Raw genomic sequence first — 16,081 nt, 5'->3', positions numbered from 1 at the left:
CCATTCAGATTAAGAAAAAGATAATATAGGCGAAATAAAGCGCTAAAACACTGATCACGATAAGCGTTGTTTCAAATAACCCCCCCGACTTAGCCGGTTTCTGTTTTGGGGTATATCGCGTCTTCGTTATTTTTCCTTGGCGCGGTTTTTGCTGTCTTTGTCGTGTGGCAGGCTGCGGTGATGCTTTTATAGGCTGTTTTCTTTGTGCTGCTTTTTGCCCCGCGTCTAGCATATCCTTTTTCATTTCATCTGCGGATTGATAATCTCCGTTCAAGGCTGAAAAAAGCACTTTTTTATACTTTTGAAGCAGCGGGTTTCCTTCGATGAGAGACCTAAGCTGTTCTTTGGGCTGGTTCGTTTTCTTAAATTCTTTTTTATGCACACTGTTGATCATAATCATGGCAACTGCGAACAGATCATAGGATGGCTCTGCCTTCCTTGTTCCATACCCCCAATAGCCTCTGTCATAAAACTCCGTATACTCTTTTATCGCCCGGCCTTCCTTTGTCGTGCCGCCCACATCAATGCAGCGGATCCTTGCGGGCGGACCAGTTACGATCAGATTATCAGGTTTAAGATCGCCGAATATCCATCCTTGCTGGTGAAGCACCGATAAGCTGGATAACAGCTGAATCATTAATACAGGTATCCACTCTGCTCCTTTATCACTGACATACTTCAAAAGCAGCGGCCCTTTTATGTATTCCATTGCATAAAATGAAACTTTCGTATTGGTACCGGGAATATAAGCATCATCCGTATCAAAAAAAGAAGGCCCCATCGTAACGGACTGGGCCTTTGAGAAAGATTTCAAGACATTCACTTCAGAAGTAATAGACAGGCTGTCATCACTCACCTTTAAGGCAACATGTCCATCTGATGCTTCTGCCAAATACACAATTCCATTGGCCCCTTTACCAAGCTGTTTACGCAATGTATAAGTGTTTCCATTCCACTTGCCTTTGATTGTCGTACCCGGCTTGAGGCTACATGCCAAACTCGTCAAAGCGTCGTTCATCATCTGCCAGCATGCCCCTTCTTGAGCGTATTTTTTCAAACTGCAGTGTCGCTTCACGAATTGCCGGACCTGTCGGCGTGATGCCGCCTGTCGAAAGCTTTGCAAAGAGTGTGGAAAGAGATTGCAGCTTCGGTGTCCAGTTCAGCACAAGCTCGACCTCTTGTTTTTTCCCGGGAAATATACACATCGCAAATTCGTTATTCCCGATTCGGGAATTGAGGCTTACAGACAAATCAATCAGCGCCTCTTTTACTGTTGGAAGCTTTGGCGCCATACTTGCACTTGTATCAACAAGAACCAAAACCTGAAGATGCACCGTTTCTCCAAGCTCGTCTACCACTTCCATGACTTCGCCGCGTTTTTCTGGAGAAAGCTCTTCCATTTCCACATTCTTTCCGAGAATCTGTTTCAGTTCTTGATTGACTACACCTTGTAAGGTTTGCGTCATCGCTTTCTTTGTTACCATTTGAACAGTTTGTGAAAGCTGAGATGCATAAACGACTTGGTGCACACCTCCTCCGGCAAGTGCAATCCCTTCGACTTCCTTCATTGCCTCAGGGTCAATTTGATTTTCTTCCATTATACCAATGACATTTACCGTAATCCCCTGCTCTTTAGCAAAAGCAGCCATTGCAAGCGGGTCTTCCCCATGGTTTGAGCAGCCATCCGTTATCAGCAAAATTTGATTTAAATGTCCGTTGTTCACATTCATTCCTCCTGGAGAATACGAGGATTCTCAGATTCATATATTCCCATCTTCGCCAGAAGAAATTTGATTTATACGGAAGCGTTATGAAATTTCTTGTTTGTTTTGAAAGATTGCCGGAACAGGAATGGATGCCCACTTCGGTGTATTGTGATCAATCCGGACAACAACAACAGTCATATCGTCCTCAATTTGGCCGGATCTTGTGCGGATGACTTCTTCCATAAGCAAATCGGCAATCTCCTGCGGGTCATTTGTTTTCAACCCTTTCATTTTACGTTTCATCCATAAGTCGTGATTTTCCACATGCTTAGGCCCCTCAAAAATGCCATCACTCATCATAATTAAGAGGTCACCCGCTTTCAGCTGTTCACTCACAACCTCCACATCGAATTCATTAATAATACCGATTGGCAGATTGCTCGCTTGAACTTTCATGACCTGGTCACCCCGTTTGATAAAGCTAGGCGTCGATCCAACCTTCAAAAATTTACAGCTGGCATCTTGAAGATCGATAATAGACAGGTCAAGCGTGGAATATATTTCGTCAGTTGTCCTTAGAGACAGTATGCTGTTGATCGTTTTAATTGCTATTTTTTCATCAATTCCCGATTCAAGGATTTTTTCAAGAAGCTTGATCGTTTCATTGCTTTCAAAGTGCGCTCTTGCGCCATTGCCCATTCCGTCACTGATTGCTGCAGCATATTTTCTGGCTCCAAGCTCCATCATGCTGTAGCTGTCGCCGGAGACAAGGCCGCCGCCCTTCGCAGCGTGAGCAGCTCCCGTGGACACCCTGTATGATTTTGTTGATCCAAAGGCGACATGGCTGTATCCATTCGGATGCGGAGAGTGCTGTTCGGCTTTCACAAGAATTTGTTCTTCCAGAATGTCAGACAGCATAGGGGCAATGATTTTTTCACTTTCTCCATGTCCGCTGAACGGAATGGTCATTTCAATATCGATATTTCCTTGTTCAAGACTATAGATCTCGACATGCTGAATCTCAATTCCGAAATGCTGAAGCGCTTCTATGATTTGCTCTTCCTGCAAAAAGTGCTGTTCTCGCTCTCTTTTTATTTCCCGAGAAAAGTCGGCCATAACCTCAGAAACGCCTAAAAGCTGTTCAGCAACAAGGCGTCTGCTGTCCTGGACTTTTTTCTTGAGAGTCAAATGGGCATGGTGATGTGCGAGCTCATCCTCAATCAGCTCTTCAACCTGCTTGGATTTAGAACAATACTGTTGAAACTCTTTTTTCAGCCTTCGGTTTGATGCATATTCTTTTTCCTCTGTTTCAAGCATAACTTGTTTCATTAAATCATATGTTTTATCAAAGTTCTGTACCCAGCACCTGTTTTTCTTGTAGCACGTCTGACAGGAATGCTCCGTGATTTTGCTTAAGAACAGATCAACTTCGCTGTCATCTGTCTGTTCGTCTGATGCTTGATAAAAGGTTGCAAAGCTTTCAGACAGCGCGTGAAATACATTGGAGAATTGGTCTACCTTCTGAGCAGTGACATCACGGATTTTTCTAGCGTATTGCTGTTGCTCTTGAAGATGCTCGACAGTTCCCGGAATATATCTCGCCACTTTCCTCGTAATAGATTGAGGTGTGAGCAAAAACAGGCCGACTGCGATTAATGACTCATAGAGCGTTGTCATCAGACCGGCAGAGCCTTCACCATATAAAGATATAAGAAGTGATCCAACGATCAAACCAATTGCTGCACCCGCTTTTTTCCCTTCCTTCAGCAAACCGCCCAATAAACCGGAAAAAGCAAGCAGACTCATTTGATATAGGTTTCCGATATTCGCCAAGCCAAGAATCAGGCCGGTCACAACCCCAACCGTACAGCCGATGCTTGCTCCGCCAATAAAGGAAAAACTCAACACAACATAACGAGCCAATATATGTTCTGCCTGCATCCCTTGGTAGGACAAGCCGGCCAGCCCCGTTAAAACAGAGGCAATAAGAATCATAAAGCAAATGATTTCCTCTATTTTTAATGATTGTTTCACTTTTTTCACAGTAAAAATCGGAAGGCTCTGAAGGAAAATCAGTGTTAAGATAAACGATAGTCCAGCCTCAACGATAGCCATTACATAATCATAGGTTGTAAATACGCCATTTTGGGCATAAACAAACCCGGCTCTTGCTGCAGCCATCGAGAAGAACACGACAATCGGGAGTGCTTTTACACGATCGTCGGTAATGAAGGCAGCCACTTTAGAAAATACGAAGAATGCCAGCAATGCCGCCAGTATGAGCAATGAGTGCTTTGGAGATATGGTCAGCGCACCTGCAAGCACAGCCAAAACCGCATAAAACGCTTTGTCTCTTCTGATAAGAAGCATCGCTCCAAAGAAAGGAAGTACGAAAGGAAGCACCTCGGATAATATGAAAGCCCGTCCAAGCAAAAATCCGATGACAACATAAATGAATCCTTTATAGAAAAACAGTGAATGCAAATGATGAGTCACCAGCTTCGTGCCCCTGTTAAAAAACGATTGGAGTTTTTCCAAAGCTTGTCCCGCCATTGGCCCGTTCACTCTTCTTTCTGCTTTTTCCATTCCTCTCATCTCCCACCTGTTATATTCGTTGCCTGTCATTATAGCGAAAGCACAGATAGGATTTTGTCAAAAGAAGGTAACAATACCAAAGAAATCTTCGACGGTTTCTGCCTTGATATTCGTTTATCAAAAGAATTTCTGGAATGTTGTCTAAAAATGAAAAAAATCGGCTTCTGCAAGAGAAACCGATTTTTTAGGATGACCCGTACGGGATTCGAACCCGTGTTACCGCCGTGAAAGGGCGGTGTCTTAACCGCTTGACCAACGGGCCAAACAAATATGGTAGCGGCGGAGGGGATCGAACCCCCGACCTCACGGGTATGAACCGTACGCTCTAGCCAGCTGAGCTACACCGCCATATTGTTTTGTGCTTCTAAGCACAAGTTATATAATACAAAGGTTTGTCTCTTTCGTCAACAGAAACTTTAATGTTGTAATTTTCTGACTCTTAAAGAGGATGAGGATAATAAAAAAGCATCCGTCGGGATGAACGGATGCTTCATTTATTTTATAGAAAGCAGCAAGTTATCCTCTTCTTGCTCCGCGCCCTCCACGTTTTGATTCCGTATTGCGTTTTAAAGATGACAAGCGATCTTCGCTGTCTTTTAAAAACTTATTCATTTTCTGTTCAAAAGATTCTTTCGGACGGAAATCATTTCTAGGTCTGGCTTGCGGACGGTCTTTAGCTTTTTTAATAGATAAACCAATTTTCCCGTCTTTTTCAACGTTGATGACTTTCACTTCAACTTGGTCGCCGACTTTTAAGTGGTCGTTAATGTCTTTGACATAATTATCAGCTACCTCACTAATGTGAACGAGACCGGTTGAGCCTCCAGGCAATTCAACAAATGCTCCAAAATTTGTAATACCTGTAATTTTCCCTTGCAACTTGCTGCCAACTTCAATCGACATAAAAAAAGTGCTCCTCCTTAGGCTTATAAAAAGATCGTTTGCTTAATTATACCTAAATAAAAATTTAAGTGTCAACAAGGCTACTTGCTCTTCTTCTCCACATTGAAGATAATTTCTCCGTCTCCAGACATGAATAAGTCCCTTCTGGCAAGCTCTGTGACGTAATCCTCATCCTTCAATTTGGATATTTCTTCTTTTAAATCCGTTTGTTTTGTCTTTAAACTTTTCAGTTCTTTTTCAAGCTGTTCTTTCTTTTCTTCTTTTGCACTAAGGGAAGATGTTTGGGACCATACAGAGCTTGCCAGCACAATTGCCGTCAGGAATACTAGGGCGCCGAATACAGTTAACCGTCTGTACAGCCCTTTGCGTCTTCGTTTCTTCAGCTGATTTTGCCGTTCTACTTGTTCTTTATAGTCGTTTTGTATTTCAGTTATCGTTCGTTCCCTGGAAAAATTCAAACCAGACGGTCCTCCTTTCATTTCTTCAAAAACCGTGTAATGGTCGTTCTTATGGTTATCAATAGTTTCTTCTTCTTTTTGAGAAATCCTGCACCTTTTTCAAAATAACGTCTAAAAGTTAGACGCATTTTCACAGGAAGAAGTTTCAAACATTGTTTCGCGATAAAACGGATCGGAAAACACAGAACCATGACTATTTTATATAGACACAGCAGGAGAAAACCTATCAGGCTGTATGTTTTCTTGAATAAAAATGCCGCCAGCCAGATGATCGCTCCGCATGTCCACACAATAGGACGAAATAACACGTGCTGAATGAGTTTTTTGAAGAATTGATAAACAGAAACAACAAGGTAAATGACGAATTTCAGTATTTTTATATAGATTCGTTTGCAAAGGCTCTGATACGTCGCAACGCCCAGCAGAACCGCTAAAAAGATGTAAATCCTGAATTCTCCCTCATTTACATGAAGCAAGACATAAAAGAAAAGCAGCCCTTGCACAATCCAGAAAAGAATATCATGAATAAATAATAGCCATCTGGCTGTTTTGGCACGAATGACAAAGAGCCGGTATGTATCAAGCGAAGCACCAAGCCAGAGACCCATACCGGACATCGCCAGCATTGTATAGAATTGTGTCGTCAGCGTCATTTAAACAACTTGCTAAAAAACCCTTTAGCTTTATCCCCTTGTTGTTCGTCTAAGTACACTAAATCAAATACCCTGCCTTTAATCGAAACAATCCCTTTTTCCACATCAAGATTTTTCATTTGCAGGTTTTGGCCTCTGACGGAGAGCATTCCCATCACCGTTTCCAGCAGGAATTCTTCGTTATCAAAACTCTCCACATGCTTAACCCCAGAAATATCTAAATGCTTCCGGCCTTTCATTGTCACATCATGCTGTTCCGGAACAGACGAAGAACCTTTTTGATCATAATATGAATTCATCTATTCAGCCCCCATATCCTCGATACTTTTAGCATTATTACTGCATTGTATGAGGTAGGGGATTTTTTTAGAACAAGCCTATTCGCCGAGTTTTTCTTCTTTTAGAATCGTGTACATGTTTGCAGCTTCTTCTTTTTTCGTCGTGTCTTTCAATTCATTAACTTGAACCGTTACAAGCTTTTGGCCGAAGCGGACCGTTAGTTCATCTCCCGGTTTTACGTCAGAGCTAGCTTTAGCTTGGTTTCCGTTAATAGAGATTCGTCCTTGGTCAGCTACTTCCTTCGCTAGTGTACGCCGTTTGATCAGCCGTGATACTTTCAAAAATTTATCTAATCTCATATCTATGATCTCCTCTCAGTTTCTTTTGCTTCATTCCACAGTTTGTCCATGTCCTCAAGGGACATATCAGCCAACTCGACTCCCTCTTCCTTCGCTGTTTCCTCAATGTACGAGAACCGTCTCCGGAATTTGTCATTAGTCATGGTCAGCGCTTCCTCTGGCTCTATTTTGTAGAAGCGGGCTACATTCACCAGCGCGAACAAAATGTCGCCAAACTCAGCTTTAAGATTGTGTTCGTGAGGAGCTTCAGAAACCTCAGAAGAAAATTCCTTCATTTCCTCACTTACCTTTTCCCAAATATCGCTGACGTCTTCCCAGTCAAAACCGACCTTCGCTGCTTTTTTCTGCAATTTAGCTGCTTTCGAAAGAGCTGGAAGGGTTTTCGGTACGCTGTCTAGTAATGATGATTCAGATGTATTTTTTTCGGCCTTTTTTATATCTTCCCAATTGGCTAAAACATCGTTTTCATCCTGAACCTTAACATCTTTAAACACATGGGGATGTCTTCGGACCATTTTTTCACTGATTCCTTTTATGACATCATCAATTGTGAAATAACCTTCATCTTCACCAATTTGCGCGTGAAGCAAGACCTGAAGCAAAACGTCGCCAAGCTCTTCGATCATATGGTCTGTGTCTTCTTCGTCAATAGCTTCGAGAAGCTCATAACATTCTTCAATCATGTACTGCTTTAATGACTGATGCGTCTGCTTTTTATCCCACGGACATCCATTAGGTCCGCGAAGCTCTCTGATGATGCTTCGGAACGTGGAGAATTCGTGATAAAGCAGCTTCTCTTCTTTAATCGGCGGAATATACACACTTGTTAAGTTGTTCAAGGCGACATTGCGGTCCAGCTCAAATAATGGCACTGTCCTGATCTCCTCGCCACGGCTGCCTGCTGCAGTCACAATGACGACCTCATAATCATCAGGCAGCTTCTCCATCAATGTCAGCTTGACTTCAGAAGCCGTCATTTGGTCGTAAACCTGACATATGATCAGATGATGTCTGAGCTCAAGCTCATCCGCGGACAATGTGCCGGCATCCACAAATTGAAAACCTTCAATCGGGTCAATTTGCAAGGCATTGAATGTGGCATCAAGGAAACTTTGTCCCCCCGCGACTTTCACTTGAACGTTTTCCTTTTCCTGCCGCTCCGTCAGCAGCTGAACTGTTTTTTCTGCGACAAACGGATGTCCCGGCACAGCATAAACCACGTCCTCACGCCGCGCCGCTTCAAAGAGGGTATCCGCAATTTCTTCATATACCGCCTCGAACTGATCATGTTTCTCATATATATCATCAAAGAAACGGATGTTCTTCGTTTCTTTTTCAAGCTCCTCAATTAAAGGATGATCCTTGGTTCTGACATACAGCGTATCTGCCTTCGTCAGCAGCTTGTGTATACCAATTGTCAATTGGTCCATGTCTCCGGCACCAAGTCCGACGACTGTAATTTTACCCGCCATTTTGTTCTCTCCTTCTCATGAATTTGCTTAACTTGCTGCCGAATGGCACACTGTTCAGCTCTTCATCTGTAAATATTCCCAATCTCATCATACAATAAATAAACACCGCGCCACCAATGGCAACAGCAGAAAGACTCTCAATCACAGCCGCTCCTCTTCCTGTAGCAGGAAACAAAAAAGTCCAGAAACGGATATACGCAAGCAATCCAGCTGACATCAAAAGAGCAGATCCAATAATCGGAATCAAAACGCCTCTAAGCTTATCGAGCCATTCCTTTTGCCGAAGCTGATACAAGTTAAGGCCGGCGACAGCCGCAAAGGAAGCCGCTGTCGCAAGCGATGCGCCTTCAATCCCATAGCGCGGAACCAAAAGTGTGTTTAACACCCATTTCACCGCAACACCCGCGCCCACCGCTATCGCAGGAAAAACTGTGTACCCCGCTCCCTGTAAGACTGCCGCTGCCGTTACCGCCAAGGATGCAAACAAAATGGAGCAGCTAAATACTTGTAACGCACCTGTCCCTTCTCCATTTTGAAACAGCATGATATTAACCGGCTTAAGAATGCAAATCAACCCAGCCGATGCGCCTGTACCGAGCACAAGGCATAGTTTCAAAGATGACGTGATTTTTTCTTTCATGATCTTCAGCTCTTTGTTTTTTACAGCCATAGAAATATACGGAACGAGTGACGTCGCAATGCTTACGGCAAAAACTGAACCGAGCTGCAACAAGGGTTGTCCCCGATCATAGATCCCCTTTAGGCGTTTTGCTTCTTCGCTTGCCTCACCACCCGAAAGTAATGCATATAAATTCAAAGCATCAACAAGCTGGATAAACAAAAGCAGCAAACTGCTTACACAAATTGTAACCGAATATAAAAGCAGTTTTTTCGTCAATTCTTTTGTTGTGATGACATTTTCTTTTTGCCTATCCGTTTGGTTGTCTCTTTTCGTTTTGAACCAAAAAAACCCCAGTATTATCAATGCAACCAAACTTCCGGCAAGAGAGCCTGAAGCGGCTGCCGCTCCCGCAGTATAAAGCGAGGCTCCCTTTTTCACGAGCCAAAATGATAAACCCAAGAGCACCGCAACACGCAGAAACTGCTCTGTCATCTGTGATAAGGCTGAAGGGAGCATTTCGTGCCGCCCCTGAAAACCGCCTCTAAGCAATGCGACAAATGGGAACAGCAGAAACGCGTACGCGGCCACTTGAATTAACACGGCTAGATGCGAATCCCCCATAAAGAGTGCAATAGGAACAGCACCCAGATATAAACAAAGAAATAATAAAATACCGATTAAAGACAAAAATAACGCTGATATTTTTAATATGGTGTGATGATTTTTTTCACTATAATCATTCATCAGCTTTGAAATAATGACTGGAAATCCTGATGTGGACAGCATGACCGCAATACCAAGAAAGGGGTATACCTGCTGATATATATAAAATCCAACATCGCCGACAATGTTTTGAAACGGGACTCTGTAAACAGCGCTTAAAATTTTTGTGATGACGCCTGCCAGAATTAAAACAAAAGCCCCCTGCCAAATCCAATGCCGTTTAACGCCTATTGAATCGTCCATCCAAAAGCTCCTTCCCAACGTCAGGGGCAATACGGTTCACGTATTACCGCGGCACAAATAAAAACGAGGTTATTATACCACATCCCAACCCTTGGATTCCTTTTTCGGCACGCATGAAAAAGAACAGCGTCCCAAGGAGAGCTGTTCTTTACATACCTATTTTCGAAGAAAGGAATAAGACCTACTGTTCCATTTGACGAGCCAAAAATCCAGCTGCTGTTTCAACGGCTTTATGCTCTACTTCGCCCATTGTCTGGTCTTTTGAAAAGATCACCACAGCACCTATCGGATCACCGTTCGCCACAATTGGGCCGACAGTATAAGAATTCATGTCCTCATCAATTCCATTCACAAGCTGTACTGATTTCGCATCACTCTCAAGCACGGAGCTGCGCTGATCCATTGTTCTTTCCAGCATTTCACTGATTGACTTGTTTAAGTAATCTTTTTTGGAGCTGCCGGACACGGCAATATATACATCACGATCACAAATCAGCACTGAATGGCCGAGGCTGTCGTAAAGCGCGTCTGCATACTCCTTTGCAAAGTCTCCAAGCTCACTGATCGGAGAGTACTTTTTCAAAATCACTTCTCCGTCACGATCTACAAAAATCTCAAGCGGATCGCCTTCCCTGATTCTCAGAGTTCTTCGAATTTCTTTAGGAATCACGACCCGACCTAAGTCATCAATACGACGTACGATACCGGTTGCTTTCATCTCTGGTGCCTCTCTTTCATTTGATGGTATATACATGTGGGAAAGACCTAAAGCAGTTACTTTATGTACCTTCCGCCTCGCTTGAAATTAGTATCCGTCACATCAAATGTAATATACACCAGAGAGTAACAAAATTTACGTTGATGAAATGGTTTGCTTTTTCACATCTTTTAAGCCCTTCAGCATGCCCAGCACGGTGTCGAGCCATTCATCGGCACTACGGCCTTTCGTCTGTATGGAGATTTTGAGTTTTTTCCCTTCCATTCCCAGTCCGATTTGTCTGCCATATTTATTGCCAAGCTCAAACAGCTTCTGTCCGTCAATTTCAGCACTTGCTTCTTCAGAAATCGTCAATCTGACAGCATCTTTATCCTGCTTAATCAGCTCGACACGTTCCTGTCTCGCATAGACTTTCATTTCTGCAACAGTAAACAAGTATTCGACTTCTTTTGGATAGTTTCCAAAGCGGTCGATCATTTCATCTTGAAGCTCATTCTTCTCTTCGATTGTCGCCACAGACCTGAAGCGTTTATACATATCAATTTTCTGTTTGCCGTCTTGAATATAAGTTTCCGGAATATACGCATCAAGCTCGACATCAATTTCTGTTTCAAACTGCTCTGTCTTCGCTGTGTCTCCTTTACGCTCCTCAATGGCCTCCTTCAGCATTTGTGAATAGAGGTCAAATCCGACCGAATCGATGAAGCCATGCTGCTGGGCACCAAGAAGGTTCCCAGCTCCGCGAATCGTTAAGTCACGCATTGCGATTTTAAAACCGGAACCTAACTCTGTGAATTCTTTAATAGCCTGCAGCCTTTTTTCAGCCACTTCTGTCAGCACTTTATCCCGGCGATACGTGAAGTACGCATACGCCACACGGTTAGAACGGCCGACACGCCCCCGCAGCTGGTAAAGCTGAGAAAGTCCCATCTTGTCGGCGTCAAATACGATCAGCGTATTGACGTTCGGGATGTCCACGCCAGTTTCGATAATGGTTGTGCTGACAAGAACGTCTGATTCTCCTTCAAGGAAACTTAGCATAACGGTTTCTAATTCATTTTCTGTCATTTTCCCATGCGCATATGCTACCTTCGCGTCAGGGACTAGCATTGAAATTTCATCCGCTTTCCGCTCAATGTCCTCTACCCGGTTGTACAAGAAATAGACTTGGCCCCCGCGTGCAAGCTCACGTTCAATTGCCTCTCTGACAAGAGCTCCGTTGTATTCCACAACATACGTCTGTACAGGGAACCGATTTTCCGGCGGAGTCTCGATGACTGAAAGGTCCCTTACGCCAAGCATAGACATATGCAGCGTACGCGGAATCGGCGTTGCTGTTAACGTTAATACATCAACATTGGCTTTTATTTGCTTGATCTTTTCTTTATGGGTTACACCGAAACGCTGCTCTTCATCAATGATGAGGAGCCCTAAATCTTTATACACGACATCCTTTGATAGCAGCCGATGCGTCCCGATGACGATATCAACCGTTCCGTTTTTCAGCCCTTTGATTGTTTCGTTTGCTTCTTTTCTCGTTCTGAACCTGCTGAGAAGGCCGATATTAATCGGATAGTCCTGGAAGCGCTCTTTTATGGTTTCATAGTGCTGCTGTGCCAAAATTGTTGTCGGAACGAGCAGAGCTACCTGCTTTCCGTCACCGATCGCCTTAAACGCGGCACGTATGGCAACCTCTGTTTTACCGTAGCCCACATCTCCGCACAGCAAGCGGTCCATCGGACGTTCTCTTTCCATGTCTTTTTTGATTTCGTGAATCGAACGGAGCTGATCATCAGTCTCTTGATAAGGGAAAGCCGATTCGAATTCACGCTGCATCTCATGGTCAGGAGAAAACGCATAGCCCTTGCTCGCTTCTCTTTCGGCATACAGCTTAATTAAGTCGTCAGCAATATCCTGAACGGATGTCTCTACTTTTTTCTTGACCCGCTTCCATTCACTTCCGCCTAATTTATACAGCTTTGGCTCTTTTCCTTCGGAGCCGACATATTTTTGGACCTGATCAATTTGTTCTACAGGAACGTAAAGCTTGTCACTGCCCTGATAATGTATATTTAAATAGTCTTTATGAATGCCGTTGATTTCAAGAGTTTCAATCCCCAGGTATTTTCCGATCCCGTGATTAATATGAACGACATAATCTCCAATTTGAAGCTCAGAATAGCTTTTGATGCGCTCTGCATTGGTAAGCTTCTGTTTTCGCGGCTTCTTCTTTACACGGTTTTTGAACAGTTCTTCTTCCGTGATAACGGCAAGCTTCATTAACGGCAGCTCAAATCCCGATTGGAGCTCGCCTTCCATGATATAGACCTGTCCCTGAACAAGCGCTTTTTTGCTGTCTGTCATGGCAGCCTCGATATCATAATCAGCCAAAACAGATGACAATTTCTGTGTACGTTCCTTGTTTGCTCCTAAGAACACAACAGTGAAATTTGATTTTTTAAAACGTTCCATTTCGCCCGCAAGCACATTCATTTGGCCATGGAAACTCTGCATTTGCCGGCCTGACACATTGACGATATTTTGCGGGCTCGTATGGTGTACATGCCGCAAAAATAAAGAGTAGTACAGCAGAGGCCGTTTTTGCTCAGCCACTATTTTTTGGAAGCTGAATGACAAACGAATGTCATGCAAAATCTTCCCTTCTTCAAGAAGATTTGTTATAAACTCCGCTTCTTCTTTTTGAAGCTGTTCTTCCATCTCATGAATCCGACTGACTTCATCCAAAATCAGAAGTGTATTATCAGGTGTATAATCTAGTAAACTAGCAGGCTTTTCATAGAAATATGAGAGATACTTCACGAGCTCCTGATCTGTCTGGCCTTCAGACAAGCGTTCTTTATCGTGAGAAATATTCGCATGAAGTATTTCTTTTTGTTTGTCAGCCTTTAATTTTTTCAGGCTCGCGGCAAGACCACTATCGATTTTCTCCATCGCCCGCGCTTTTTCTTCCGGTCTGATAATTAATTCCTTCGCGGGACCGATATTGATTGAGGTAAGGGTCTCAATTGACCGCTGATCATCTGAATTAAAGCTGCGGATTGAATCCACCTCGGTGTCAAAAAGTTCAATTCTCACCGGATTCTCTGAAGTCAACGGATAAATGTCAATGATTCCCCCGCGAATACTGAATTCCCCGGGCGCAGAAACCATATCAGACCGCTCATACCCTACCTCTACCAGCCGTGAGGCAAGCTGGTCAGGTTCGATATCATGGCCTACTTGAATGAGCATCTGGCTGCTTTTCCACACCTCAACAGGCGGCAGCATTCTTCTGATTGCCGCTACCGGAGCAACGACAATTGGCGCTTCTCCATTCGTTAGTCTATTAATGACATCTAATCGCTGCGCCCGCAATTCAGGGCTTGCAACTGCGATTTCTGATGAAATGAGTTCATTGACGGGGTACAAAAGGACAGACCGATCCTCTAGAAGTGAAGTCAGATCATCTGTTACTTTCTGGGCTTGATATAAGTTATGGGTGATTAGAAAGATAGGCTTATTCGTTTCATTAGCCAGAGCAGAAGTAAAAACAGAACGCGCGGAACCCGACAGACCCGCGAGCAGCTGTTCCTTCAGGCCCTCGTGTAAACCGTTGATGATGGATTTAAAGTCATCGCTTTCTTTTATAAAGGTTTGAATGTTGTCCATATGGCCCCTCCTCTCTGTTTCCTGCGAGAACAGAAAAACGCTTTGGTCTAGTGTCTACACCAAAGCTTTTTATTGAATAAATGTGTGATATTCGTGGTAATGCGGATTTCGGTCAAGCGCCTCTTGGCAGTCTTCACATATCGTCAAAACATGGACATCTCCATTTTCTTTATAAGAAATCATATCGTTTCTTTCCTCATTTGTTAAGTGCTGAAATCCAAGTGAGTCTGTCGATACCATTGAAGATTCGAGACTGCCTACTTTCACTCCGCAATGACGACAATAATAATGCAAAGCCATACAAGGGACCTCCTGATGAAAAAGTCATTTTGGTGTAGTATGGACTTTGTTGTTACATTTTATACCTTTGCGTTAAATTCGTTCATGACTTCTAAAAACGGTTTACTCAAAGAAGCCTCACAAGCCTTCACAGATTTATCAACCGCTTCTTCGATCTCAGGTGCCTCCTCCTTGGTAAAGGAGCCTAACACATAATCAACGACCTTCATGCCGTTTACAGGCCGGCCGATTCCGATGCGGATACGGTCAAACTCGGATGTACCAAGATGCTGGATCAGTGATTTGATGCCATTGTGCCCTCCGGCGCTTCCTTTCGTTCTTAAACGGATCTTGCCAGTCGGAAGGTCAAGGTCGTCGTAAATGACTGTCAAATCTTCGTTATCGACATCATAGTAGTCCATTAAAGGCCGCAAACATTCTCCTGATAAATTCATATATGTAAGCGGTTTAACAAGTAGAACCTTTTTGCCGGAAACAAATCCGGTTCCGTATAATCCGTTAAATTTATTTTGATTCAGCTCTATATTCCATTCCTTTGCAAGCTGATCTATCACCATAAATCCGACATTATGCCGTGTATTTTCATAGTTCTTCCCCGGGTTTCCGAGACCGGCAATCACAAGCATGGCGAATCCTCCCTTAGTCACATAACTCCCGTCTTCATAAACGGGCTATAATTCTTCTCATTCTAGCACAAAAGACGTAACCGCGGGAGGGTTACGCCTTAAGCTATTATTGTTCGTTTTCACCTTCTGGCTGAGCATCGGCAGATTCCTCTTCATCGACCTCAGCTGCTTCCTGCTGCTGCGGAGGAAGGATTGAAGCCACAACCTCATCTGACTCATGATTAAAGGAGTAGTCACCGCCAGCAGGCAAATCTGCAATCGTCAGTACTTCATTTACATCGAGGCTTGAAATATCAGCCTCAATCGTTTGCGGAATGGCTTTTGGCTTGGCCTTTACAGTAAGTGCATATAACGGCTGCTGCAGTACGCCTCCGTTTTTCACTCCAATGGCTTCTCCGGTCAGATGAATCGGAACTTCCACTTCAATGTCCTCACTCATATTAACTACTTGAAAATCAGCATGAGTGATTTCATTTTTCAGCGGGTCCGTCTGCAGGTCTGTTACCATGACGGAGTGTTTTTCTCCGCTGACCTCAAGCGTAATGACTGCATTTTTGCCTTCGTCCCTCAGCGTTTTGATGAGCTCCACACTGTCTAATGACACAGGTTTGTTGCCCGTATCCTTCCCATATATGATACCTGGAACATGTCCTGAAGTACGGATATTCCGAAGAGACGAACGAGTAAAGTCCGTTCTTTCTTTTGCCGTTAAAGTTGCCATATTCAGCACCATCCTATTGTCGTTTTAGTTGTCC

Annotated in this window: 15 protein-coding genes and 2 tRNA genes; all 17 read right to left on the bottom strand. The window is 43.6% G+C overall.

The features are described 5' to 3' along the window. Positions 1–4: 4 nt before the first annotated feature. The gene (gene prkT / locus MKY10_RS00400; protein ID WP_015253001.1) at positions 5–1,021 is read right to left on the bottom strand and encodes a serine/threonine protein kinase PrkT; all 1,017 of its coding nucleotides are present in this window, start codon (positions 1,019–1,021) and stop codon (positions 5–7) included. Continuing rightward, a complete protein-coding gene (locus tag MKY10_RS00395; protein ID WP_003243782.1) occupies positions 987–1,724 on the bottom strand; it encodes a VWA domain-containing protein in 738 nt (245 codons plus the stop codon). The genes prkT and MKY10_RS00395 overlap by 35 nt, the downstream gene beginning before the upstream one ends. Before the next feature lie 84 nt (positions 1,725–1,808). Beyond that, positions 1,809–4,292: a stage II sporulation protein E gene (gene spoIIE / locus MKY10_RS00390; RefSeq protein ID WP_046380726.1), complete on the bottom strand. Its 2,484-nt coding sequence runs from the start codon at positions 4,290–4,292 to the stop codon at positions 1,809–1,811. Between the two features lie 199 nt (positions 4,293–4,491). Continuing rightward, positions 4,492–4,563: transfer RNA gene (locus MKY10_RS00385), tRNA-Glu, on the bottom strand. A 9-nt stretch (positions 4,564–4,572) separates the two neighbouring features. Then, positions 4,573–4,649: transfer RNA gene (locus MKY10_RS00380), tRNA-Met, on the bottom strand. A 168-nt stretch (positions 4,650–4,817) separates the two neighbouring features. Further along, positions 4,818–5,204: a S1 domain-containing RNA-binding protein gene (locus MKY10_RS00375; RefSeq protein WP_003218379.1), complete on the bottom strand. Its 387-nt coding sequence runs from the start codon at positions 5,202–5,204 to the stop codon at positions 4,818–4,820. A gap of 80 nt (positions 5,205–5,284) precedes the next feature. Continuing rightward, on the bottom strand, positions 5,285–5,662 hold the full coding sequence (gene divIC, locus MKY10_RS00370; RefSeq protein ID WP_003243211.1) for a cell division protein DivIC: 378 nt from the start codon (positions 5,660–5,662) through the stop codon (positions 5,285–5,287). A 17-nt stretch (positions 5,663–5,679) separates the two neighbouring features. Continuing rightward, on the bottom strand, positions 5,680–6,315 hold the full coding sequence (gene yabQ / locus MKY10_RS00365) for a spore cortex biosynthesis protein YabQ (RefSeq protein WP_014478604.1): 636 nt from the start codon (positions 6,313–6,315) through the stop codon (positions 5,680–5,682). Continuing rightward, positions 6,312–6,614, bottom strand: a complete 303-nt coding sequence (gene yabP, locus MKY10_RS00360; protein ID WP_003226714.1) for a sporulation protein YabP — start codon at positions 6,612–6,614, stop codon at positions 6,312–6,314. Before yabP ends, yabQ begins: the two co-directional genes overlap by 4 nt. Before the next feature lie 78 nt (positions 6,615–6,692). After that, positions 6,693–6,953 carry a S4 domain-containing protein gene (locus MKY10_RS00355; RefSeq protein WP_003226716.1) on the bottom strand — a complete coding sequence of 87 codons (261 nt, stop codon included), beginning with the start codon at positions 6,951–6,953 and terminating at the stop codon, positions 6,693–6,695. Positions 6,954–6,955: 2 nt separating this feature from the next. Next, entirely contained in the window at positions 6,956–8,425 is a 1,470-nt protein-coding gene (gene mazG / locus MKY10_RS00350) for a nucleoside triphosphate pyrophosphohydrolase (protein WP_017696371.1), read from the bottom strand. Next, entirely contained in the window at positions 8,415–10,013 is a 1,599-nt protein-coding gene (locus MKY10_RS00345; protein ID WP_046380725.1) for a polysaccharide biosynthesis protein, read from the bottom strand. Before MKY10_RS00345 ends, mazG begins: the two co-directional genes overlap by 11 nt. A 181-nt stretch (positions 10,014–10,194) precedes the next feature. Further along, positions 10,195–10,731 (bottom strand): stage V sporulation protein T, encoded by a 537-nt coding sequence (spoVT, locus tag MKY10_RS00340; RefSeq protein ID WP_003218365.1) that lies wholly within the window; start codon positions 10,729–10,731, stop codon positions 10,195–10,197. Between the two features lie 135 nt (positions 10,732–10,866). After that, entirely contained in the window at positions 10,867–14,400 is a 3,534-nt protein-coding gene (gene mfd / locus MKY10_RS00335; protein WP_048654838.1) for a transcription-repair coupling factor, read from the bottom strand. Positions 14,401–14,469: 69 nt separating this feature from the next. Then, positions 14,470–14,700 carry an anti-sigma-F factor Fin gene (gene fin, locus MKY10_RS00330; protein WP_003243417.1) on the bottom strand — a complete coding sequence of 77 codons (231 nt, stop codon included), beginning with the start codon at positions 14,698–14,700 and terminating at the stop codon, positions 14,470–14,472. Positions 14,701–14,759: 59 nt separating this feature from the next. After that, positions 14,760–15,326 (bottom strand): aminoacyl-tRNA hydrolase, encoded by a 567-nt coding sequence (gene pth / locus MKY10_RS00325; RefSeq protein ID WP_003226727.1) that lies wholly within the window; start codon positions 15,324–15,326, stop codon positions 14,760–14,762. A 106-nt stretch (positions 15,327–15,432) separates the two neighbouring features. Next, positions 15,433–16,047, bottom strand: coding sequence for a 50S ribosomal protein L25/general stress protein Ctc (locus tag MKY10_RS00320; RefSeq protein ID WP_003243443.1), 615 nt, complete (start codon positions 16,045–16,047; stop codon positions 15,433–15,435). Positions 16,048–16,081: the final 34 nt, after the last annotated feature.

It is taken from the genome of Bacillus sp. FSL P4-0290, assembly GCF_037975435.1.
Classification (GTDB): Bacteria; Bacillota; Bacilli; order Bacillales; family Bacillaceae; genus Bacillus; species Bacillus subtilis.
Note: the sequence above shows the minus strand (reverse complement) of the source record. Positions and strands in the feature narration are given on the sequence as shown.